Source organism: Burkholderia sp. B21-005, from assembly GCF_020843965.1.
Lineage (GTDB): Bacteria > Pseudomonadota > Gammaproteobacteria > Burkholderiales > Burkholderiaceae > Burkholderia > Burkholderia ambifaria.
The window spans coordinates 439,137-459,084 of sequence record NZ_CP086303.1; the positions used below are offsets into that span (position 1 = coordinate 439,137).

A 19,948-nucleotide genomic window follows, 5' to 3' on the forward strand; every position below is an offset into this window, starting at 1 on the left:
CCACCCGTTTCAGCCGGTTTTCCCCTGCCGAAAGTATCCGCATCGCACCTCCGCCCCAGCGACACCCGGCCCCCGCCCGACCAAGCTCCAGTAAGCCTCCCAGCCCACGTACCCAGCAAAAAAGGTATGGCGCAGCGCAATATTTCGCGTCTCAAACCTAATTTCAATACCCGGAAGGTATCAAAAACCACGCCCAAAAGTATTGGACGCTCCATTTCGCCGCCGCGTATAAATCCGTTCCATGAACTCCCCACACGCAGCGCACCCCATGTCCCCGATCACCATCGAACGCATTGAAACCCGCCTCGTCGACCTGCCGACGATCCGTCCGCACAAGCTGTCGGTCGCCACCATGCACGGCCAGACGCTGATGCTGGTGAAGGTGCTCTGCAGCGACGGTGTGACGGGCCTCGGCGAAGGCACGACGATCGCCGGGATGGCCTACGGCCCGGAAAGCCCGGAAGCGATGAAGCTCGCGATCGACGCATACCTCGCGCCGGCGATCATCGGCCGGGATGCGACGCGCATCCAGACGCTGATGGCGTTCCTCGGCAAGTTAGCGAAGGTCAATCACTTCGCGAAGAGCGCGCTCGAAACCGCGCTGCTCGACGCGCACGGCAAGCGTCTAGGCGTACCGGTCAGCGAACTGCTCGGCGGTCGCCGGCGTGATCGCTTGCCGGTCGCCTGGACACTCGCATCGGGCAACACGGCGACCGATATCGCCGAGGCCGAGCGGATGCTGGACCTGCGCCGCCACAACGTGTTCAAACTGAAGATCGGCGCGAAGGCGCTCGCCGATGACATCCGGCACGTGGCCGAGATCAAGCGGGCGCTCGGCGAGCGCGCATCGGTGCGCGTCGACGTGAACATGGCCTGGAGCGAAACGCAGGCGGCGCGCGCGATTCCGGCGCTGGCCGATGCCGGTTGCGAACTGGTCGAGCAGCCGGTGGCGTCGGCCGCGGCGCTCGCGCGGCTGATGCGCCGCTTCCCGGTCGCGCTGATGGCCGATGAAATCCTGCAGGGCCCGGACAGCGCGTTCGAGATCGCGAAGCATCACGGCGCGGACGTGTTCGCGATCAAGATCGAGCAGAGCGGCGGCCTCTTTGCCGCGCAGCGCGTCGCGGCGATCGCGGATGCGGCCGGCATCGAGCTGTATGGCGGCACGATGCTCGAAGGCGCGTTCAGCACGGTCGCGTCCGCGCATCTGTTCGCGAGCTTCGCGAACCTGCAGTGGGGCACCGAACTGTTCGGACCGCTACTGATCACCGAAGAAATTCTCACGACCCCGCTCGACTACAGCGATTTCGAATTGACCGTGCCGAGCGGCCCGGGCCTCGGCATCGAACTCGACGAAGCGAAGGTCGCGCGCTTCACCCGCGACGGGCTGACGAAAGTCTCCCGCTAACCCGCGCTAACCGATTACGTATCAGGACATCACGATGCTTTTCCACGTACGCATGGACGTCAACCTGCCGGCAGACCTGCCGGCCGGGGTCGCCGACGAGATCAAGGCCCGCGAGAAGGCGTACTCGCACGAGTTGCAGCGCAGCGGCAAGTGGCGCCACATCTGGCGCATCGCCGGCGAATACGCGAACTACAGCGTGTTCGACGTGTCGGGCAACGCCGAGCTGCACGACATCCTGACCGGCCTGCCGCTGTTCCCGTACATGAAGATTTCGGTGACGCCGTTGTGTCGCCACCCGTCGTCGATACACGACGACGACGTTTGAGCCACGGAGCCGCTCGTTCTCGACAGCGAGCACCCCGGGTCGCGATTCCCCCAAATACACGTGGAGACACCATCATGAGCGTCAAAGTTTTCGATACGAAGGAAGTGCAGGATCTGCTGAAGGCCGCGTCGAACGCGGGCGTGAACGGCCCGAACGCCGGCAACGCGCGCACGCAGCAGATCGTCCAGCGGCTGCTCGGCGACCTGTTCAAGGCGATCGACGATCTCGACATCACGCCCGACGAAGTGTGGGCCGGCGTGAACTACCTGAACAAGCTCGGCCAGGACGGCGAAGCGGCGCTGCTCGCGGCCGGCCTCGGCCTCGAGAAGTATCTCGACATCCGGATGGACGCCGAGGACGAGGCGATCGGCCTGGACGGCGGCACGCCGCGCACGATCGAAGGCCCGCTGTACGTCGCCGGCGCACCGGTGCGCGACGGCGTCGCGAAGATCGACCTCGACGCGGACGAAGGCGCGGGCCCGCTCGTGATCCACGGCACGGTCACGGGGCTCGACGGCAAGCCGGTGGCCGGCGCGCTGGTCGAGTGCTGGCACGCGAACTCGCACGGCTTCTATTCGCACTTCGACCCGACCGGCAAGCAGAGCGATTTCAACCTGCGCGGCGCGGTGAAGACGGGCGCGGACGGCAAGTACGAATTCCGCACGCTGATGCCGGTCGGCTACGGCTGCCCGCCGCAGGGCGCGACGCAGCAACTGCTGGATCGCCTCGGCCGTCACGGCAACCGCCCGGCGCACGTGCACTTCTTCGTGACCAGCGACGGCCACCGTAAGCTGACGACGCAGTTCAACATCGACGGCGATCCGCTGATCTGGGATGACTTCGCGTATGCGACGCGCGAGGAGCTGATTCCGCCCGTCACGACCAAGGCCGGCGGCGCCGCGCTCGGGCTGAAGGCCGACGCGTACCAGGACATCGAGTTCAACTTCGTCCTGACGCCGCGCGTCGAGGGCAAGGACAACCAGATCGTCGAACGCCTGCGCGCTTCCGCCACGGCATAACCGCCCGACGGCCCGGCGGCGCGCTTGCGCCGCCGCCGGCCGGGCTCCCGCGAGATTCAATCGATACCGATGCGAGCGTGCTTGCAGGACCCGGCACGCGCACAGGAGGAACCAACATGTCCGCCACGATCGACCCCACCACCGAACTGGACCACCTGCTCGCCACCGCCGTGCAGGACGACAAGGAAGCCGGCGTGTTCCGCTGCCGCCGCGACATCTTCACGAACGAGGCGCTGTACGAGCTCGAGATGAAGCATATCTTCGAGCGCAACTGGGTGTATCTGGCGCACGAGAGCCAGATCCCGAACAACAACGATTACTACACGACGTGGATCGGCCGCCAGCCGGTCGTCATCACGCGCGACAAGGCCGGCGAGCTGCACGCGGTGATCAATGCCTGCGCGCACAAGGGCGCGATGCTGTGCCGCCGCAAGCACGGCAACAAGGGCAGCTTCACGTGCCCGTTCCACGGCTGGACCTTCTCGAACACCGGCAAGCTGCTGAAGGTGAAGGACGAGAAGACGACCGAGTATCCGGTGCAGTTCAACACGCACGGCTCGCACGACCTGAAGAAGGTCGCGCGCTTCCAGAGCTATCGCGGCTTCCTGTTCGGCAGCCTCAGCGACGACGTGCTGCCGCTCGAGGACTACCTCGGCGAGGCGCGCGTGATCATCGACCAGATCGTCGACCAGGCGCCGAACGGGCTCGAAGTGCTGCGCGGCAACTCCTCCTACATCTACGAAGGCAACTGGAAGATGCAGATGGAGAACGGCTGCGACGGCTATCACGTGAGCACCGTGCACTGGAACTACGCGGCGACGATGGGCCGCCGCAAGGAAGACGGCACCAAGGCCGTCGATGCGAACAGCTGGAGCAAGTCGGTCGCGGGCGTGTACGGCTTCGACAACGGCCACATCCTGCTGTGGACCAAGACGATGAACCCGGAAGTGCGGCCCGTGTACCAGCACCGCGACGAGATCGAGGCGCGCGTGGGCGCAGTGCAGGCCGACTTCATCGTGAACCAGACGCGCAACCTGTGCGTGTACCCGAACGTGTTCCTGATGGACCAGTTCAGCACGCAGATCCGCGTGGTGCGTCCGCTCGGCGTCGACAAGACCGAAGTCAGCATCTTCTGCTTCGCGCCGAAGGGCGAGAGCGAAGCCGACCGCACGACGCGGATTCGCCAGTACGAGGATTTCTTCAACGTGACCGGGATGGGCACGGCCGACGATCTCGAGGAATTCCGCGCATGCCAGGCCGGCTACGCGGGCATCACGGCGATGTGGAACGACCTGTCGCGCGGCGCGCCGCTGTGGGTCCACGGGCCGGACGAGAACGCGAAAAAGATGGGGCTGAACCCGCGCATTTCGGGCGAGCGCAGCGAGGACGAAGGGCTGTTCGTGTGCCAGCACGAACACTGGGTGCACGTGATGCGCGATGCGCTGAAGAAGGAACGCGGGGAGGTGGCGGCATGAACATCGATTACCGGACCATTTGCGCGGCGCTGTATCGCGAAGCGCGCCTGCTCGACGATCGCGAGTGGGACGAGTGGCTGACCTGCTACACGGAGGACGTCACGTACTGGATGCCCGCGTGGGACGACGACGACCGGCCGACCGACGATCCGCAAAGCGAGATCTCGCTGATGTACTACGCGGATCGCGGCGGCCTCGAGGATCGCGTATTCCGGATCAAGACCGAGCGCAGCGGCGCGTCGACGCCCGAGCCGCGCACCAGCCACAACGTGACGAACGTCGAGGTGCTGGCCGAGCGCGACGGCGAGGTGGACGTGCGCTACAACTTCGACACGCTCAACCATCGCTACCGCGTGACCGATCACTACTTCGGCACGATGTTCGTCACGCTGCGCAAGGTGAACGACGCGCTGCTGATCTCGAACAAGAAGATCGTGCTGAAGAACGACTATATCCGGCAGGTGCTCGACGTGTATCACGTCTGACGCCGATTGTTTCGACAGTAACCGAGGGAGACGAGGTCATGTCCACCTACAAGATTGCACTGAACTTCGAGGACGGGGTCACCCGCTTCATCGACTGCAAGGCCGGCGAGAAGGTGCTCGACGCCGCGTTTCGCGCGAAGATCAACCTGCCGATGGACTGCTCCGACGGCGTGTGCGGCACCTGCAAGTGCCGCGCGGAAAGCGGCAGCTACGACCTCGGCGACGACTACATCGACGACGCGCTCACCGAGGACGAGAAGGACGGCGGCCTCGTGCTGACCTGCCAGATGGTGCCGCAAAGCGATTGCGTGATCGCGGTGCCGACCTCGTCGGTCGCGTGCAAGACCGGCCACAGCGTGTTTGCCGCGACCGTGACCCGGGTCGAGCCGCACAACGACGCGGCGATCGTGCTCGAGCTCGACGTCGATGCGGCCGCGCCGGTGTTCCTGCCGGGCCAGTACGTGAACATCGGCGTGCCGGGCAGCGGCCAGCACCGGTCGTACTCGTTCTCGTCCGCGCCGGGCGACACGAAGGTCGGATTCCTGATCAAGAAGATTCCCGGCGGCGTGATGAGCACGTGGCTCGAATCGGCGGCGCCCGGCGACACGCTCGAGCTGAACGGGCCGCTCGGCAGCTTCTACCTGCGTGACGTCGCGCGGCCGCTGCTGTTCCTCGCGGGCGGCACGGGCCTCGCGCCGTTCCTGTCGATGCTGGAGGCGCTCGCGCGCAGCGGCTCGCAGCAGAAGGTGCACCTGATCTACGGCGTGACGCGCGATCTCGACCTGGTGCTGGTCGACGCGATCGAAGCGTATGCGGCGAAGCTGCCGAACTTCAGCTTCGCGACCGTCGTCGCCGATGCGGCGTCGAGCCATGCGCGCAAGGGCTGGGTCACGCAGCACATTCCGGCCGATGCGCTGAACGACGGCGACGTGGACGTCTACCTGTGCGGGCCGCCGCCGATGGTCGATGCGGTTCGCCAGTACTTCGACGACCAGGGCGTGAAGCCCAACAGCTTCCACTACGAGAAGTTCACCCCGAACGTGACGGCAAAGGCGGCATGACCATGCAACGATTCTCCGGAAAGGTCGTGGTCGTCACCGGCGCGGCGCAGGGCATCGGCCGCGGCGTCGCGCTGCGCGCGGCGGCCGAGGGCGGCCGCGTGCTGTTCGTCGATCGCGCGGAATTCGTGGCCGAGGTGGCCGCCGAAGCGCCGGGTGGCAACACGGCCGGCTTCGTCGCCGATCTCGAGACCTACGACGGCGCGCACGCGGCGATGGCGTGCGCGGTCGCGACGTTCGGCCGGATCGACGTGCTGATCAACGGCGTCGGCGGCGCGATCCGGATGCGGCCGTTCGCCGAGTTCGAGCCCGCGCAGATCGACGCGGAAATCCGCCGCTCGCTGATGCCGACGCTCTACAGCTGCCACGCGGTGCTGCCGCATCTGCTGGCCGGGGGCGGCGGCACGATCGTCAACGTGTCGTCGAACGCGACGCGCGGAATTCGCCGCGTGCCGTACTCGGCCGCGAAGGGCGGCGTCAATGCGCTGACGGCGGCGCTCGCGATGGAATACGCGGAGCACGGCATCCGCGTGGTCGCGACCGCGCCCGGCGGCACCGCGGCGCCGCCGCGCCGCGTGCCGCGCAATGCGGCCGGCGACAGCGAGCAGGAACAGGCGTGGATGGCCGAAGCGGTGCGGCAGGTGACCGACTCGACGTTCTTCAAGCGCTACGGCAGCCTCGACGAACAGATCGCGCCGATCCTGTTCCTCGCGTCTGACGAGGCGAGTTACATCACCGGCACGGTGCTGCCGGTCGCGGGCGGCGATACGGGTTGAGCAACGGCCGCTTGCCGAACCGATGCTTCATGCGTGCACGTACCGCAGCCGCGCGGGCACGCTATCCGACACTCACATAATCGGCCGGCGCCGCGAGCCCGGCCACGGAGACACTCATGCGCGAACGCGAAGCGATCATTCCGGCCGGAATGGAAGCCGTGTACGAAAAAATCGGCTATGCACCGGCGATCAAGGTCGGCGATACCGTCTACGTGTCCGGCCAGATCGGCCGTGACGCCGCGATGCAACTGGTGGAAGACCGCGAAGGGCAGATCGTGCAGGCGTTCGAGAACCTGAAGCGCGTGCTGGAGGCGGGCGGCGCTTCGCTCGACGACGTGGTCGACCTGACGACCTTCCATACCGACATGCGCGACCTGCCGCTGTTCATGCAGGTGCGCGACCGCTATTTCCATGCCCATCCGCGGCCGGCGTGGACGGCTGTCGGCGCGCACATGCTGGGCGGTTCGCCAGGCTATATCGTCGAGATCAAGGCGGTGGCGGTGCTGTAACCGAACACGCGGCACCCGCGTTTCGCGAACTTCTCTGCGGCGGCGCGCCCGATGCCCGACGACACGCCGGTCACGACGACAACGGTGGGGTTCGACATGGTTGTTTCTCTCGATACGTGAACGGGGTGGGTATCAATCGCGCACGTCGAGCGCGGGTGCAAGCGTCGGTTCGGGAGGCGACGCCTCGTATCCGCCACGGCGCGAACCGGCGGCATGACCGGGCCGGATTCGATACCAGATCGCATACATCGCGGGCAGGAACACCAGCGTGAGGATCGTGCCGGCGAACGTGCCGCCGATCAGCGTGTACGCGAGCGTTCCCCAGAACACCGAATGGGTAAGCGGAATGAACGCGAGCACGGCCGCCATCGCAGTCAGGATGACCGGGCGGGCCCGCTGCACGGTGGCTTCGACGACTGCATGGAACGGATCCAGCCCCGCGAGTTCGTTCTGATGGATCTGCCCGATCAGGATCAGCGTGTTGCGCATCAGGATCCCCGACAGCGCAATGAGCCCGACCAGCGCGTTGATGCCGAACGGCTGCCCGAACAGGATCAGCGTCGGCACCACGCCGATCAACCCGAGCGGGCTCGTCAGGAACACCATCACCATCGCGGAGATCGAGCGCACCTGGAAGATGATGATGACGAGTGTGATCGCCAGCATGATCGGGAACAGCGGCAGCATCGCCGTCGTCGCCTTGCCCGACTCCTCGATGGAGCCGGCCTGCTCGATTCGATAACCGCTCGGCAGCTTGTCGACGATCGGTTGCAGCGCCTTCGTGATCGCGGCCGATACGTCAGGCGGCTGCAAACCATCGGCGATGTCGCCGCGCACGGTGACGGTCGGCACGCGATCGCGCCAGCGCATGATCGGCTCCTCCATTCGTACGTCGACCTTGCCGACCTGCGACAGCGGAATGTGCTGGCCGTTCGCGCCGACGAGCGTGAAGTCGTCGAGCCGCGCCGGATCGAGCCGCGTATCGCCGCCCGAACGAGCGATTACCTGCACGGTTCGGATATCCTCGCGCACCGCCGTGACGGGCACCCCCGTGAGCAGGAACTGCAGCTGCTGCGCGACCGCGCCCGACGTCAAGCCGACCGCCTGCAGGCGATCCTGCTGCAACGTGAAATGCATCGTCGGCGCGCGCGTGCCCCAGTCGGCATTGACCGTGCGCATCATCGGGCTGCCGGTCATCACGCGCTGCACGTCGGTCGCGATGCCGCGCAGCGTGTCCGGATCGGGGCCCGTGATCCGGTAGGCCACCGGGAACGGCGAATACGGACCGAACACGAGTTGCGTGACGCGCACGCGCGCTTCGGGCGCGAGGCCGTCGGCGATGACTTTTCGCAGTCGCGCCTTCAATGCCTCACGTTCCTCCTGGCTGTCCGTGCGCACCACGATCTTCGCGAACGACGGATCGGGCAGCTCCGGCCCCATCGCCAGATAGAAACGCGGCGCACCCTGGCCGACGTACGCGGTGACGATCCGCGCCTCCTTCTGTCCGGCGAGCCATGCCTCGACCTTCGACGTGGTGGTGCTGGTTTGCGAAATCGACGTGCCGTACGGCATCTGCACCTCGATCAGCACCTCGGGGCGATCGGAGATGGGGAAAAACTGCTTCTTGACGATCGCCATGCCGAGAATCGCGAGCACGAACAGGCCGACGACCGAACCGGCGACCAGCCATTTGCGGGCGATCACGCGCGTCAGCAGCTGGCGGAAGTGGTTGTAGCGGGGCGTGTCGTAGATCGCATCGTGACCGCCTTCGAACTTCTTGAAGTTCGGCAGCATCTTCACGCCGAGGTACGGCGTGAAGGCCACCGCGATGACCCACGACGCGATCAGCGCGATCCCGACGATCCAGAACATGTTGCTGGTGTATTCGCCCGCGGTGGAGCGCGCGAAGCCGTTCGGCATGAAGCCGACCGCCGTCACCAGCGTGCCGGCCAGCATCGGCGCGGCCGTATGGCTCCACGCGTAGGCCGACGCGGCCACGCGGTCGTAGCCTTCCTCCATCTTCACGACCATCATCTCGATCGCGATGATCGCGTCGTCGACCAGCAGGCCGAGCGCGAGGATCAGCGAGCCGAGCGTGATGCGGTCGAAGTTCTTGCCAGTCGCGGCCATCACGACGAACACCACGGCGAGCGTCAGCGGCACGGCCGCGGCGACGACGAGGCCCACGCGCCAGCCCATGCTGACGAAGCTCACCAGCATCACCACGAGCAGCGCGGCGAAGAACTTCACCATGAACTCGTCGACGGCGGAGCTGATGTTCACGGACTGGTCGGTCACCTTGGTCAGGCTCATGCCGAGCGGCAGCCCGCTATTGATCGCGCCGACCTCGTGGTCGAGCGCACGGCCGAGGTCGAGCCCGTTCCAGCCGTCGCGCATCACGATGCCCAGCAGCAGCGCGGGTTCGCCGTTGTTGCGGATCAGGAATGTCGACGGGTCTTCGTAACCGCGCTCGACGGTGGCGATGTCCGACAGTTTCAGCGTGCGACCCTGCGCGACGATCGGCGTGTCGCGAATCTTCTGCAGCTTGTCGAACGCGCCGTCCACGCGAATGAAGATCTCCGGGCCGCGCGTTTCCACGGAGCCGGCCGGCGTCAGCGCGTTCTGGCCGTTGAGCGCGGCGAACACGTCCTGCGGGCTCACGCCGAGCGTCGCGAGCCGGTCGTGCGACAGCTGGATATAGATGCGCTCCGCCTGCTCGCCGATGATGTCGACTTTCTTCACACCAGGCACATGCAGCAGCCGCTGGCGCAGCGTCTCCCCATCGCGCACCAGCAGGCGCTGCGGCTCGCCCTTGGCCTTCAGCGCGAAGAGGGCGAACGTGACGTCCGCATATTCGTCGTTGACCATCGGGCCGATCACGCCCGACGGAAGATCGTTCGCCACGTCGCCGATCTTCTTGCGCGCCTGATAAAACTGCTCCTGCACCTCGTACGGTGGCGTGCTGTCGAGCAACGTTAGCGTCGTGAAGGCCAGGCCGGGGCGCGTATAGGTTTCGGTGCGGTCGTACCAGCGCAGCTCCTGCATGCGCTTTTCGATCTTTTCGGCGACCTGGTCGTGCATTTCCTGCGCGGTCGCGCCGGGCCATGCGGTGACGATGGTCATCACCTTGACCGTGAAGGCCGGGTCTTCCGCGCGGCCCAGCTTGAAGAACGACACGAGCCCGGCGAGCGAAATCAGGCAGATCAGGAACAGCGTGACCGCGCGCTCGCGCACCGCGAGCGCCGACAGGTTGAATCGGCGCTCGCTCACGGTCGTGCTCCTTCGCTTGCGAGCGCGACGGCCTGCGGCGACACGCGGACCGTTTCGCCTTCGCGCAGCAAGTGGGCGCCGAGTGCGACGACGCGCTCGCCTTGCTTCAGCGTGCCGGACACGCGGGCGTTGTCGTCGTCCAGATGCTCGAGCTTGATCGGCCGCCACGCCACCTTGGCCGGATCGCCGGCGACGACCCACACGCCGGGCCCCTTGCCTGCGTCCAGCAGTGCGCCGATCGGCACCTGCAGGCCGGTTTGTTGCGCGCCGTCCGCGATCCGGATCGTTACGGTCGCACCCAGCGGGGCGCCGGCCAATGCACCCTGCAGCACATAGCGCGCTTCGAACGTGCGCGTTCTGGTATCCGCGGTATCGGAGAGCTGGCGCAGCGTCGCGGGGACGCTCACGTCCTGCTTGCCGAACAGCTCGGCCTGCGCGCTCGATCCGATCGCCGGGCGCAGGGTTTCAGGCAACTGGATCACGGCCTCGCGGCTGCCGGCGTGCGCGAGCCGTACCACCGGCTGGCCCGCGCTGACCACCTGACCGGGCTCGGCGAGGGTTTCCATCACGACGCCGTCGCCGTCCGCGACGAGTTCCGCATAGCCTGTCGCATTGCGCGACACGTTCGCGTCGGCCTCGGCGGCACTCAGTTGCGCCTTGGCGGCATCGGCCGCCGCCTTGATCTGGTCATAGGCCGATGCCGATATCGCTCCGGTGCCGCGCAGGTCGCGGTAGCGGGCTTCGTCTTCGGCGGTCTGCCGCGCGCGTGCCCGCGCGGCGGCCACGGCCTCATCGCGTGCGCGTGCCGCGAGCTTCAGGTCGACGGGGTCGAGCCGCATGAGCGGCTGGCCGCGCCGGACGGTTTGACCGGCGTCGACGAGCCGCTCCTGCACCTTGCCGGACACCCGGAACCCGAGGTCGCTCTGCACGCGGGCGGCGACGGTGCCGGTAAACGCGCGGGACGCGGGAACGGCCGCCTGCACGACGGCGGTGCGCACGAGCGGCGCTTCCGTGCGCGGATCGGAAGGCGCTTTTCCGGTGCACGCGGCTAGCGCGAGCGGCAGGGCGGAAGCGGCTGCGAAGAGAGCGAGGCGACGCCTGACCATGAAAGACCCAGTGACGAAGTGTTCGGGGCTTTCATTGTGGATCTAGTGACTAAAATAGTCAATGGTCACAAACGGTGACGCATCATGGGGCCAGGCTGCGCAGAACGAGGCTGGACAACTGGGCGGGCGCGGCGTCGGTCGTGTCGAGGTTGTATTGCAGCAGCAGCGGATTCAGGTACGGGCGCATCACCAGGTAGATCGCCATCGCGGTTTCGTCCAGCGGCGTCTTGCGCTCGAACTCGCCGTTTTGGCGGCCTGCCTGCAGCACGTCCTGCAGCAGTTTCTGCACGCGCGCTTCGTAGTCCTGCACCGACTGCCAGTTCCCGGTGGCGGCCGATGCGGCGATGTCGTAGAGCTTGCGGTCGCGGAAGAACAGCCGCAGGCTCGCTTCGGTAAAGACCTTGAACATGCGCCGCAGCTTTTCGGTGGGCAGTTCGGCCTCGGCGACGGCCGTGCGCACCTCGGTTTCGATCTCGTGCAGGCAGTTCGCGCAGATCATTTCGCCGATCGCCTGTTTCGATTCGAAGAACTTGTAGATATAGGCCTTCGAGAAGCCGATCGACTTCGCGAGATCGGAGACGGTCGTTTTCTCATAGCCGTACCGGCTGAAGTGCTCGGTGGCGGCAACGACGATCTGGTCCCGGACGTCGTGGTCGGCCGGCCCCCGCGCGGGGGCTGGGGAAGAAGCGGGTTTTTTCATGGGCTGCAGCCGACAGGATGGACAACGAGTGACTATTTGGTATTATAGTCACTATCGATTTCTTGCGAAAAACCGTCATGCTACCCAAACCCGTCGTTGCTGCGGTTCTTGTTGCCGTCCTGTTGGCGGGTTGCGCCGTCGGTCCCGACTACGTGCGCCCGGACGTCGCGATGCCGCAGCGGTTCCTGGGCCAGGCCGCCGTGGACCAGCGGCACGCGGCCGCCGATGCCGACCTCGCGACGTGGTGGACGGGTTTCGGCGATCCGCAACTGACGCGCTACGTCACGCTGGCCCTGGCGCAAAACCTCGATCTCGCGCAGGCCGCGGCACGCGTCGCGCAGGCGCGCGCGGGGCTGAGTGCAGCGAATGCGGCGCTGCTGCCTTCGGGCGAGGTGAGTGGTCAGGCGGCGCGCGTCTATCAGTCGGTCGAAACGCCGTTGGGGCGTGTGCTGAATTCGGCGCCGGGTTTCGACCGTCACGGCAGCGACTACGAGGCCGACTTCAACGCGAGCTGGGAACTGGACGTGTTCGGCGGGTTGCGCCGCGGCCGCGAAGCGGCGCTCGCCGACTACCAGGCGTCGGAAGCCGGCGCGGTGGCGACGCGCCTTGCCGTCGCCGCGCAAACCGCGGACATCTACATCACGATTCGGGGGTTGCAGGGCCGGCTGAAGGTCGCGCGGCACCAGGTGCAGACCGAGCAGGATCTGCTGTCGACCCTCAACCTGCTGTATGGCAAGGGTCTCGCGGCGGAGCTTCAGGTCAGGCAGGCCGAAGGCGCGCTCGCGCAGGTTCGCGCCACGGTGCCGGTGCTCGAAGCGGCGCTCGACACGGCGATGAATGCGCTCGACGTGATGCTTGGTTCGCAGCCCGGCACGCATCGGGCGGAATTGCTCGACGGCGGTGACGTGCCGGTTGCGCCGCGGATCGCGGCGACGGGAACGCCCGGTGAACTGCTCAGGCGGCGGCCCGACCTGATCGTGGCCGAGCGGCGCGTGGCGGCGGCGAACGCGCGCATCGGCGTGGCCATCGCCGAGTATTACCCGAAGTTCTCGCTGAGCGGGTTGATCGGCAGCGCGACGACGATGGGCGCGGGCAACCTGTTTACCGGCGGCGCCAACCAGGCCGCGGGCGTGCTCGGCCTGCGCTGGCGCCTGTTCGACTTCGGCCGGATCAATGCGCAGATCGCGCAGGTCAAAGGGCAGGATGCCGAAATGCTGGCCGCGTATCGGCTCGCGGCGCTGCACGCGACCGAGGACGTCGAAAACGCGTTCTCGGCGCTCGTCAAGCGCGAAGAGCAGGCAGCCGTTCTTGGCGGCGGCGTGGATTCGCTGGGTCGAGCGAGAGCCGCGTCGTTTGCGGCGTACCAGAAAGGCGTCGTCAGCCTGATCGAAGTGCTGCAGGCCGACGAAAACCTGCTGCGCGCGTCCGACCAACGCGTGCAGGCGCAAACCGAATCCGCACGTGCGGCGGTCGCTGCGTTCAAGGCTCTCGGCGGCGGGTGGCAGGCGCAGGAATCGGAAGCGGTGGCGGTGGCGGTGCGGTAGCGACTTCGTCGGAATGCGGCCAATGCCCGTCATCGCCGGAAAAGGGGTGGCGCGCCAGCGTCGTGGATATCGTCGCACACCGGGGCTGCACGCGATGAACGCGATGCGCAATGCGCCGTTCCGGCAACACCTGAATGCGCGATGCGACGAACGGCGCGATCCGACAGCGCGCGTCATCGAGCAGTGGCGCGAACGTGCGAACACGGCGGCGTGACGGACCCATGACGTGAATCGCACGTCGATGTGAATCGCGATCGGCGAATCGGATCGGTTCGGTCCGCGATGGCATCGCGCCGGGAGCGGCCCGCAAGCACGCCGTTACCGATGAATCGCCGCCCGCAACCGCGTCACCTCCTGCTCCGACACCGGCGCGGCGCGATTCCCCCACGCGCCGCGCACATAGCTGACCACGGCCGCGATTTCGCTGCTCGTCAGCGCGCCGCGCATCGCGGGCATCCGCTGCACGGGGCCGTTCGTGCCGGGCGCCGGCCGCGCGCCTTCGACGACGATCCGGATCGCGCTCGTCGGATCGGCCGCGAGCACGGCCGTATTGCCCGCGAGCGGCGGGCCGTGATCGCGCACGCCGGCGCCGTCCGCGCCGTGACAGCGCGCGCAGAACCCCGCATACACGCCGGCTCCCGGCGCCTGCTGACCACCTTCCGGCCGCGGCCCGGCGGCCGTCAGCCGCGGGACGCCGACGCCCAGCGGGTTCGTCGCGGCAGTCGGTTGCGCGGGCAACGATTTCAGGTAGACGGCGATCGCGTGACGATCGTCATCGCTGAGTAGCGCGGTGCTCTCTTCGACGACCGGCGCCATCGCGCCGAACACCGCGCCGCGCACCGCATGGCCGCTGCGCAGGAAGGCGGCGAGGTCGTCGGTCGTCCAGCGGCCGAGGCCGTCCGCGTCCGCGCCGGTCAGGTTCGGCGCGAACCAGTGATCGTTGATGCCGCCGGTCAGGAACGCCGGGCTGTGCTCGTCGTAGCCGCGCTCGTTGTAGGCCGGGCCGCGCGGCGTGTGGCACGCGCCGCAGTGGCCGAGCCCCTGCACGAGATACGCGCCGCGATTCCATTGCACCGATTGCGACGGTTGCGGCACGAACCGGTCGCGGTTCGCGAATGCGAGGCTCCATAGCCCGAGCGCCCAGCGCTGGTTGAACGGAAACGGCAGCCGCGTGAGCTTTGCCGCGTTCGCGGACGGCGCGACGCCGCGCATGAAATACGCATAGAGCGCGCGCACGTCGGCGTCGGTCATGCGCGCGAACGACGGGTAGGGCATCGCGGGATACAGCCAACTGCCGTCCGCGCGCACACCGCGCCGCAACGCGTCGTCGAACTGCCGCAGCGTGTAGTGGCCGATTCCGTGCGCCGGATCCGGCGTGATGTTCGGCGCATAGATCGGCCCGAACGGCGAATTCACCGGCTGGCCGCCCGCGTAGGGCGTGTGATCGGCCGCGTCGTGGCAGGCCGCGCAGTCGCCGGCAAGCGCGAGGTAGCGGCCGCGCGCGATCGTCGCGGCGTCGGTGTTCGCGGCAGCAGCGGCGACCATCGGGCGTCGGGCCGCCTTGGCGGATGCCGCATCCAATGGCGCGGCGGCCGATGGGCCCGCCCCCGACGACGACGCCGCGGCAGGCGGCCCGGAAAGCCGGCGATCCTCTTTCACGCGAGCCGACATCGACGCACCGGCGTCGGCCGCCGACGCACCAATGCGCACGAAACGCCAGCCCGACGCGGGTTCGGGTGCTTCCGCCGCCGACGCGGCGTCGGCCGTATCGCCGCCGGACACCGGATGGTCGTCCTGCTGCATGTCGCATGCGGCGAGCGCGACGCACACGGCGAGTACGGCGCTGACAGCGCGCCCAGGAAAGAGGAACGAAGCGAACGAGATCAGCGCCATGGACTGCACGGCCCCACGAAAGCCGACACGATGCCCGTGAACACGAGACCGATCACGAACCCGAGCGCGGCGAGCATCCCGCTGCGCGCGAGGAATCGCGTGCTGTCGTCGCGCGTCGCGGCCTGAACATTGGCGTCGTGCCTGCGTTGCCATGTGCGCAGGAGCCAGGTGGCGAACGCCGCCGCCAGCGCGAATGCGCACGCGGCGATCAGCGCGAGCCACGCGCCCACGTGCGCCCAGCGCGGCACGGCCTGCGCGACGCCGAGCGGATAGCACGCGGTCGACGCGAGCGTCTCGGACACGAGCATCTGCGCGAACCACAGCGCGGGCGCGCCGATCAGGCCGGCCGCGATCGCGAGCAACGGAGTCCACGAGCGGCGCGCGTCGTTCATCCCGACCTCCTGAGCCAGTACGGCGACACGTACAGCGCGGTGAAGATGAACAGCCACACGATGTCGACGAAGTGCCAGTAGAGCCCGCCGACCGTCAGCGCGACGCGCCGCTCGCCGCTGAAGAAGCCGGCGGCCGTCCAGGCGGCGAGCAGCGCGAGGATCACGAGCCCGGCCACCACGTGCGCGAGGTGTAAGCCGGTGATCGTGAAGTACAGGCTGCCGTACAGGTGCGCGGTCGGGCCGTACGGATGAGCGTGCCACTCGTGCAGCTGAACCAGCGCGAACGCGATGCCGAGCGCCAGCGCGACGGCGAGCGCGGCCACCGCGCGCGGCCGCTTGCCGGCCCGCACCGCGCGCTCGGCGAGCCACACGAACCCGCTGCTGGACAGCAGCACGACCGTGTTGCCGGCCGCGAGGCCGATCTTCGGCATCCCTTCGGGCGGCCACGGCGCGGACGATTGCGACTGCAGGTAGAAGTAGCAGAACAGCAGGTAGCCGAACAGTCCGGCCTCGGTCACGATCAGCGTGATGACGCCCCACCAGCCGCCCGCGCGTTCGCCGCAACTGCCGACCGGCAGCGGTTCGACGCATGCGGCCGGCGCGCCCGCCGGCACCGTGGCCGACGGCGGGGCATCCGGATGCGCTCCAGCCGACGGCGCCTGCGTGTCGTCGCGGGCCGGCAGGTGCGCGCGCTGCCCGAGCGTGCCGCGCGGCCACAGCCATACGGCGGTGACGATCGCGCAACCGGCGACGGCCGCGCAGACGAGCGTCGGCGAGCGCGCCAGCATCGCCGCGAACACCGCCGTGGCGAGCAGCGCCAGCACGAACGGCACACAGCTGTCCTCCGGCATCTTCAGGATCGCGCTCGGCGTCGCCGCGAGCGGCGTGACCGCGAGCGCCTCGCGGCCGTCGGCGAGCCGGTAGCCGACCCGCATGCTGGTGCGCGCCAGATCCGCGCGCGTTTCCCACAGCGGATGCCGCGACGCGACGAGCGGCAGCACCGCGAAGTTGTACACGGGCGTCGGCGACGCGACCGACCATTCGAGCCCGGCCGCGCCCCAAGGATTCTCGCCGGCACGCGCACCGCGCCGCGCGCTGACGAGCGCGTTGACGACGAACATCACGATGCCGATGCCGAAGATGAACGAGCCGATCGTGGTCAGCAGGTTCGACGTGTCCCAGCCCATCCCGGGCGGATAGGTATAGATGCGGCGCGGCATCCCGAGCAGCCCGGCAACGTGCATCGGGAAGAAGCCGAGGTTGAAGCCGACCAGCACGACCCAGAACGTCAGGCGGCCGAAGCGCTCGTTCATCATCCGCCCGGTGAACTTCGGGAACCAGTACGTGACGCCGCCGAGCACCGGGAACACGTTGATGCCGAGCAGCACGTAATGCAGGTGCGCGACGACGAAATACGTGTCGGTCAACTGCCAGTCGAGCGGCACCGCGGCCGTCATCACGCCGGACACGCCGCCGATCACGAACATCAGCACGAAGCCCGCGAAATACAGGAACGGCGTGCGGAACACCGGGCGGCCGGTCCAGATCGTCGCGAGCCACGCGAACACCGCGACCGCGCTCGGGATCGAGATCAGCATGCTCGCCGCGCCGAAGAACGCGAGCGCGAGCGGCGCGATGCCGGTCGCGAACATGTGGTGGACCCACACCTCGAAACCGATCAGCATCGTCGCCACCGTCGACACCGCGACGGCCTCGTACGCGACCAGCGGCCGCCGGCAGAAGGTCGGCAGCGCGTCCGACACGATGCCCATCGCGGGCAGCACGACCACGTAGACCCACGGATGCGCGAACATCCAGAACAGGTGCTGCCACAGCAGCGGCCGGCCGCCGTTCGCGACGTCGAAGAAGTGCGTGCCGGCATTGCGGTCGAGCCACAGCAGCAGGAACGCGAGGCTCACCGACGGCACCGCGACGAGGTTCGCGATCGATGCGGTCAGCGTGCCCCATACGATGATCGGCAGCCGGTCGATCGACATCCCGTGCGCGCGCATGCGCAGCAGCGTGACGACGAAGTTCGCCGCGCCGCCGGTCGTCGAAATGCCGAGCAGGATCATCCCGAGCGCATAGATGTCGATGTTCGCGCCGGCGCTGTAGTCGAGCGACGTGAGCGGCACGTAGTTGAACCAGCCGCCGTCGGGCACTGCGCCCAGTGGAAAGCTCGCATACAGGAACAGCCCGGCGAACAGGAATGCCCAGTACGAGAAGGCATTGAGCCGCGGGAACGCCATGTCGCGCGAGCCGAGCATCAGCGGCCACAGGTAGTTCGCGAAGCCGGACAGCACCGGTAGCGCGTACAGGAAGATCATCGTGACGCCGTGCATCGTGAACAGCGCGTCGTACTGCGCGGGCGTGAGAACCGTCGCGTTCGGCCGCGCGAGCTGGATGCGCATCACGAGCGCCTCGACGCCGCCGAGCAGCAGGAACGCGAAGGCGGTGACGATGTAGCGCAGCCCGATGCGCTTGTGGTCGACCGTGCCGAGCCAGCCGCGCCAGCCGGGTTCCGATTCCCACAGCGCGGCGAGCGCGCGTTCGTGCGCGGAGCCCGGCGGCGCGTCGCCGAGGTCGGGCACGCGGTTGAGCGGGGTGGGCGCGGTGGGCGTCTCGTGGGCAACGGCCATTCGTCATCCTCCGTTCAGTGCAGCGTCGCGAGATAGGCGGTGAGATCGTCGGCGTCGCGCGGCGCGAGCGCGAACGACGGCATCAACGTCTGCGGCTTGATCTGCTGCGCGTGCGCGATCCAGCGCCGCAGGTTGTCGGGCGTGTTGTCGAGCGCGCCGGCCGCGAGCAGCCGGCGCGACCCGAGATGCGACAGGTCGGGGCCCGCGTCGCCCGCCGCATCGGCGCCGCGCACCGCATGGCAGCCCGCGCAGCGCGTGGCGAACACGTGCCGGCCGCGCTGCTCGGCGCCGGCCGCGGGGGCGGGGGCCGGCTGCCGCTGCGCGGCGAGCCACGCGCGAAACGCGTCGGGTGACTCGGCCACGACCTCGAACGCCATGTGCGCGTGCTGCGCGCCGCAGTATTGCGAACACTGTCCGCGATAGACGCCGGGCCGGTCGGCTTGCAGCCATTGGTGGTTGGTCTGGCCGGGAATCGTCTGCGTTTTACCGGCCAGCTGCGGGACCCAGAATGCATGGATCACGTCCGCGCTTTTCAGTTCGATCGCGACGGGCTCGCCCACCGGGATGTGGATCTCGTTGGCGGTGACGAACGCGGCGCCGCCCGCGTCGTCCGGATAGCGGACGGCCCACCACCAGTCGTGCGCGGTCACGATGATCGTGAGCGCGGGCGGGCGCGGCGGCGCCGCGACCACGCCGAGTACGCGCAGCATGTACACGAGCGCGCCGAACAGCAGCACGATCGAGATCGCGGAGCCGACCGTCACGATCGCCAGCCCGCTGCGCTGGGCACCGCCTGCCGGCGCGCGGCGGCGAAATATCGCGATCAGCAGCAACACCGCGATTGCGATGCACACGAACGTGCACAGCGCGAGCAGTGCCCAGCCGAGCACGAACACTGGCCGCGCGGCCGGGCCGGCCGCATGCGCGACGTACGCGAGCGGCAGGGGGCCGGCGGGTCCGGCGGATTCACCGAATTCACCGGCCGCACGCGCGGCCGCCGGCGCGACGATGCTTGCGACGGAAGCGATGCACGCGATACGGCGCGCTTGGGCGAACGGCGTAACGAGCAACGCGACTCCTTGCCGGATTCGACGGCATGACGACAAACCGTTCGCGGCGGAGCAATTCCCGTGCGCGCTCCGCGCGTTTGGGCATGGTCCGGGGATTGCGTCGGCACAGTCCGGCGCGTTCCAGCCGGCTTGTAAATTTGGTGACCGTTCACCGTGCGTGCCGGAAACGCGAGGCCCGCACGGTGCGCGGCATGCCGCTTGCTACGCAGATCGTGTTCCGGCACGCAACACCGAGGCAGGCGTCGGCGTGCCGGCCACCCTGAAAAAGTGGGAGGAATCGAC

17 protein-coding genes and 1 pseudogene are annotated in these 19,948 nt (G+C 68.0%); 10 read left to right on the plus strand and 8 right to left on the minus strand.

The annotated features are described in order from the left end of the window. Positions 1 to 268: 268 nt before the first annotated feature. From LMA02_RS32525 to LMA02_RS32560, 8 genes are all read left to right on the plus strand, one after another. Positions 269 to 1,405, plus strand: coding sequence for a muconate/chloromuconate family cycloisomerase (locus LMA02_RS32525; RefSeq protein WP_212119717.1), 1,137 nt, complete (start codon positions 269 to 271; stop codon positions 1,403 to 1,405). Positions 1,406 to 1,439: 34 nt separating this feature from the next. Next, a complete protein-coding gene (gene catC, locus LMA02_RS32530; RefSeq protein ID WP_105830632.1) occupies positions 1,440 to 1,730 on the plus strand; it encodes a muconolactone Delta-isomerase in 291 nt (96 codons plus the stop codon). A 74-nt stretch (positions 1,731 to 1,804) separates the two neighbouring features. Next, on the plus strand, positions 1,805 to 2,749 hold the full coding sequence (catA, locus tag LMA02_RS32535) for a catechol 1,2-dioxygenase (protein ID WP_228910771.1): 945 nt from the start codon (positions 1,805 to 1,807) through the stop codon (positions 2,747 to 2,749). A gap of 116 nt (positions 2,750 to 2,865) precedes the next feature. Beyond that, positions 2,866 to 4,224 carry a Rieske 2Fe-2S domain-containing protein gene (locus tag LMA02_RS32540; protein ID WP_228910772.1) on the plus strand — a complete coding sequence of 453 codons (1,359 nt, stop codon included), beginning with the start codon at positions 2,866 to 2,868 and terminating at the stop codon, positions 4,222 to 4,224. Further along, on the plus strand, positions 4,221 to 4,709 hold the full coding sequence (gene benB, locus LMA02_RS32545) for a benzoate 1,2-dioxygenase small subunit (protein WP_105786849.1): 489 nt from the start codon (positions 4,221 to 4,223) through the stop codon (positions 4,707 to 4,709). The genes LMA02_RS32540 and benB overlap by 4 nt, the downstream gene beginning before the upstream one ends. A 38-nt stretch (positions 4,710 to 4,747) precedes the next feature. After that, positions 4,748 to 5,770, plus strand: coding sequence for a benzoate 1,2-dioxygenase electron transfer component BenC (gene benC / locus LMA02_RS32550; RefSeq protein ID WP_228910773.1), 1,023 nt, complete (start codon positions 4,748 to 4,750; stop codon positions 5,768 to 5,770). Beyond that, positions 5,767 to 6,543 (plus strand): benzoate diol dehydrogenase BenD, encoded by a 777-nt coding sequence (gene benD / locus LMA02_RS32555; RefSeq protein WP_166723857.1) that lies wholly within the window; start codon positions 5,767 to 5,769, stop codon positions 6,541 to 6,543. Before benC ends, benD begins: the two co-directional genes overlap by 4 nt. Positions 6,544 to 6,659: 116 nt before the next feature. Continuing rightward, a complete protein-coding gene (locus LMA02_RS32560) occupies positions 6,660 to 7,052 on the plus strand; it encodes a RidA family protein (RefSeq protein ID WP_228910774.1) in 393 nt (130 codons plus the stop codon). Here the strand turns inward: LMA02_RS32560 and LMA02_RS32565 are convergent. From LMA02_RS32565 to LMA02_RS32580, 4 genes and pseudogenes are all read right to left on the minus strand, one after another. After that, positions 7,052 to 7,150: pseudogene (locus LMA02_RS32565) on the minus strand (SDR family NAD(P)-dependent oxidoreductase); the annotation flags it as partial. The gene LMA02_RS32560 and the pseudogene LMA02_RS32565 overlap by 1 nt on opposite strands. A gap of 34 nt (positions 7,151 to 7,184) precedes the next feature. Beyond that, complete coding sequence (locus LMA02_RS32570; protein WP_228910775.1) at positions 7,185 to 10,322, minus strand: efflux RND transporter permease subunit; 3,138 nt, start codon at positions 10,320 to 10,322, stop codon at positions 7,185 to 7,187. Then, on the minus strand, positions 10,319 to 11,428 hold the full coding sequence (locus LMA02_RS32575) for an efflux RND transporter periplasmic adaptor subunit (RefSeq protein WP_228910776.1): 1,110 nt from the start codon (positions 11,426 to 11,428) through the stop codon (positions 10,319 to 10,321). The genes LMA02_RS32570 and LMA02_RS32575 overlap by 4 nt, the downstream gene beginning before the upstream one ends. A gap of 82 nt (positions 11,429 to 11,510) precedes the next feature. Beyond that, positions 11,511 to 12,128: a TetR/AcrR family transcriptional regulator gene (locus tag LMA02_RS32580; protein WP_228910777.1), complete on the minus strand. Its 618-nt coding sequence runs from the start codon at positions 12,126 to 12,128 to the stop codon at positions 11,511 to 11,513. 77 nt (positions 12,129 to 12,205) lie between these two features. On the opposite strand from LMA02_RS32580, the gene LMA02_RS32585 reads away from it, so the two are divergent. Together LMA02_RS32585 and LMA02_RS32590 are read left to right on the plus strand one after the other, a co-directional pair. Continuing rightward, on the plus strand, positions 12,206 to 13,672 hold the full coding sequence (locus LMA02_RS32585; protein ID WP_228910778.1) for an efflux transporter outer membrane subunit: 1,467 nt from the start codon (positions 12,206 to 12,208) through the stop codon (positions 13,670 to 13,672). A 22-nt stretch (positions 13,673 to 13,694) separates the two neighbouring features. Continuing rightward, on the plus strand, positions 13,695 to 13,886 hold the full coding sequence (locus LMA02_RS32590) for a hypothetical protein (protein ID WP_228910779.1): 192 nt from the start codon (positions 13,695 to 13,697) through the stop codon (positions 13,884 to 13,886). Between the two features lie 104 nt (positions 13,887 to 13,990). Here the strand turns inward: LMA02_RS32590 and LMA02_RS32595 are convergent, their stop codons facing one another. From LMA02_RS32595 to coxB, 4 genes are read right to left on the minus strand one after another with little or no spacing between them, the layout of a single operon-like run. Beyond that, complete coding sequence (locus tag LMA02_RS32595; protein ID WP_228910780.1) at positions 13,991 to 15,565, minus strand: c-type cytochrome; 1,575 nt, start codon at positions 15,563 to 15,565, stop codon at positions 13,991 to 13,993. Next, positions 15,556 to 15,957: a cytochrome C oxidase subunit I gene (locus LMA02_RS32600; RefSeq protein WP_228910781.1), complete on the minus strand. Its 402-nt coding sequence runs from the start codon at positions 15,955 to 15,957 to the stop codon at positions 15,556 to 15,558. The genes LMA02_RS32595 and LMA02_RS32600 overlap by 10 nt, the downstream gene beginning before the upstream one ends. Next, a complete protein-coding gene (gene ctaD / locus LMA02_RS32605) occupies positions 15,954 to 18,596 on the minus strand; it encodes a cytochrome c oxidase subunit I (RefSeq protein ID WP_228910782.1) in 2,643 nt (880 codons plus the stop codon). Before ctaD ends, LMA02_RS32600 begins: the two co-directional genes overlap by 4 nt. A 14-nt stretch (positions 18,597 to 18,610) precedes the next feature. Continuing rightward, positions 18,611 to 19,666, minus strand: coding sequence for a cytochrome c oxidase subunit II (gene coxB, locus LMA02_RS32610; RefSeq protein WP_228910783.1), 1,056 nt, complete (start codon positions 19,664 to 19,666; stop codon positions 18,611 to 18,613). Between the last annotated feature and the right edge of the window lie 282 nt (positions 19,667 to 19,948).

Excerpts from the sequence above, each read along its gene's own strand:
- benD (WP_166723857.1), top strand. The coding sequence starts at position 5,767 with ATGACCATGCAACGATTCTCCGGAAAGGTCGTGGTCGTCACCGGCGCG.
- LMA02_RS32575 (WP_228910776.1), bottom strand. The coding sequence starts at position 11,428 with ATGGTCAGGCGTCGCCTCGCTCTCTTCGCAGCCGCTTCCGCCCTGCCG.
- LMA02_RS32580 (WP_228910777.1), bottom strand. The coding sequence starts at position 12,128 with ATGAAAAAACCCGCTTCTTCCCCAGCCCCCGCGCGGGGGCCGGCCGAC.
- LMA02_RS32585 (WP_228910778.1), top strand. The coding sequence starts at position 12,206 with ATGCTACCCAAACCCGTCGTTGCTGCGGTTCTTGTTGCCGTCCTGTTG.
- LMA02_RS32540 (WP_228910772.1), top strand. The coding sequence starts at position 2,866 with ATGTCCGCCACGATCGACCCCACCACCGAACTGGACCACCTGCTCGCC.
- benB (WP_105786849.1), top strand. The coding sequence starts at position 4,221 with ATGAACATCGATTACCGGACCATTTGCGCGGCGCTGTATCGCGAAGCG.
- LMA02_RS32525 (WP_212119717.1), top strand. The coding sequence starts at position 269 with ATGTCCCCGATCACCATCGAACGCATTGAAACCCGCCTCGTCGACCTG.
- catC (WP_105830632.1), top strand. The coding sequence starts at position 1,440 with ATGCTTTTCCACGTACGCATGGACGTCAACCTGCCGGCAGACCTGCCG.
- LMA02_RS32595 (WP_228910780.1), bottom strand. The coding sequence starts at position 15,565 with ATGGCGCTGATCTCGTTCGCTTCGTTCCTCTTTCCTGGGCGCGCTGTC.
- LMA02_RS32600 (WP_228910781.1), bottom strand. The coding sequence starts at position 15,957 with ATGAACGACGCGCGCCGCTCGTGGACTCCGTTGCTCGCGATCGCGGCC.
- catA (WP_228910771.1), top strand. The coding sequence starts at position 1,805 with ATGAGCGTCAAAGTTTTCGATACGAAGGAAGTGCAGGATCTGCTGAAG.
- benC (WP_228910773.1), top strand. The coding sequence starts at position 4,748 with ATGTCCACCTACAAGATTGCACTGAACTTCGAGGACGGGGTCACCCGC.
- LMA02_RS32590 (WP_228910779.1), top strand. The coding sequence starts at position 13,695 with ATGCCCGTCATCGCCGGAAAAGGGGTGGCGCGCCAGCGTCGTGGATAT.
- LMA02_RS32560 (WP_228910774.1), top strand. The coding sequence starts at position 6,660 with ATGCGCGAACGCGAAGCGATCATTCCGGCCGGAATGGAAGCCGTGTAC.
- ctaD (WP_228910782.1), bottom strand. The coding sequence starts at position 18,596 with ATGGCCGTTGCCCACGAGACGCCCACCGCGCCCACCCCGCTCAACCGC.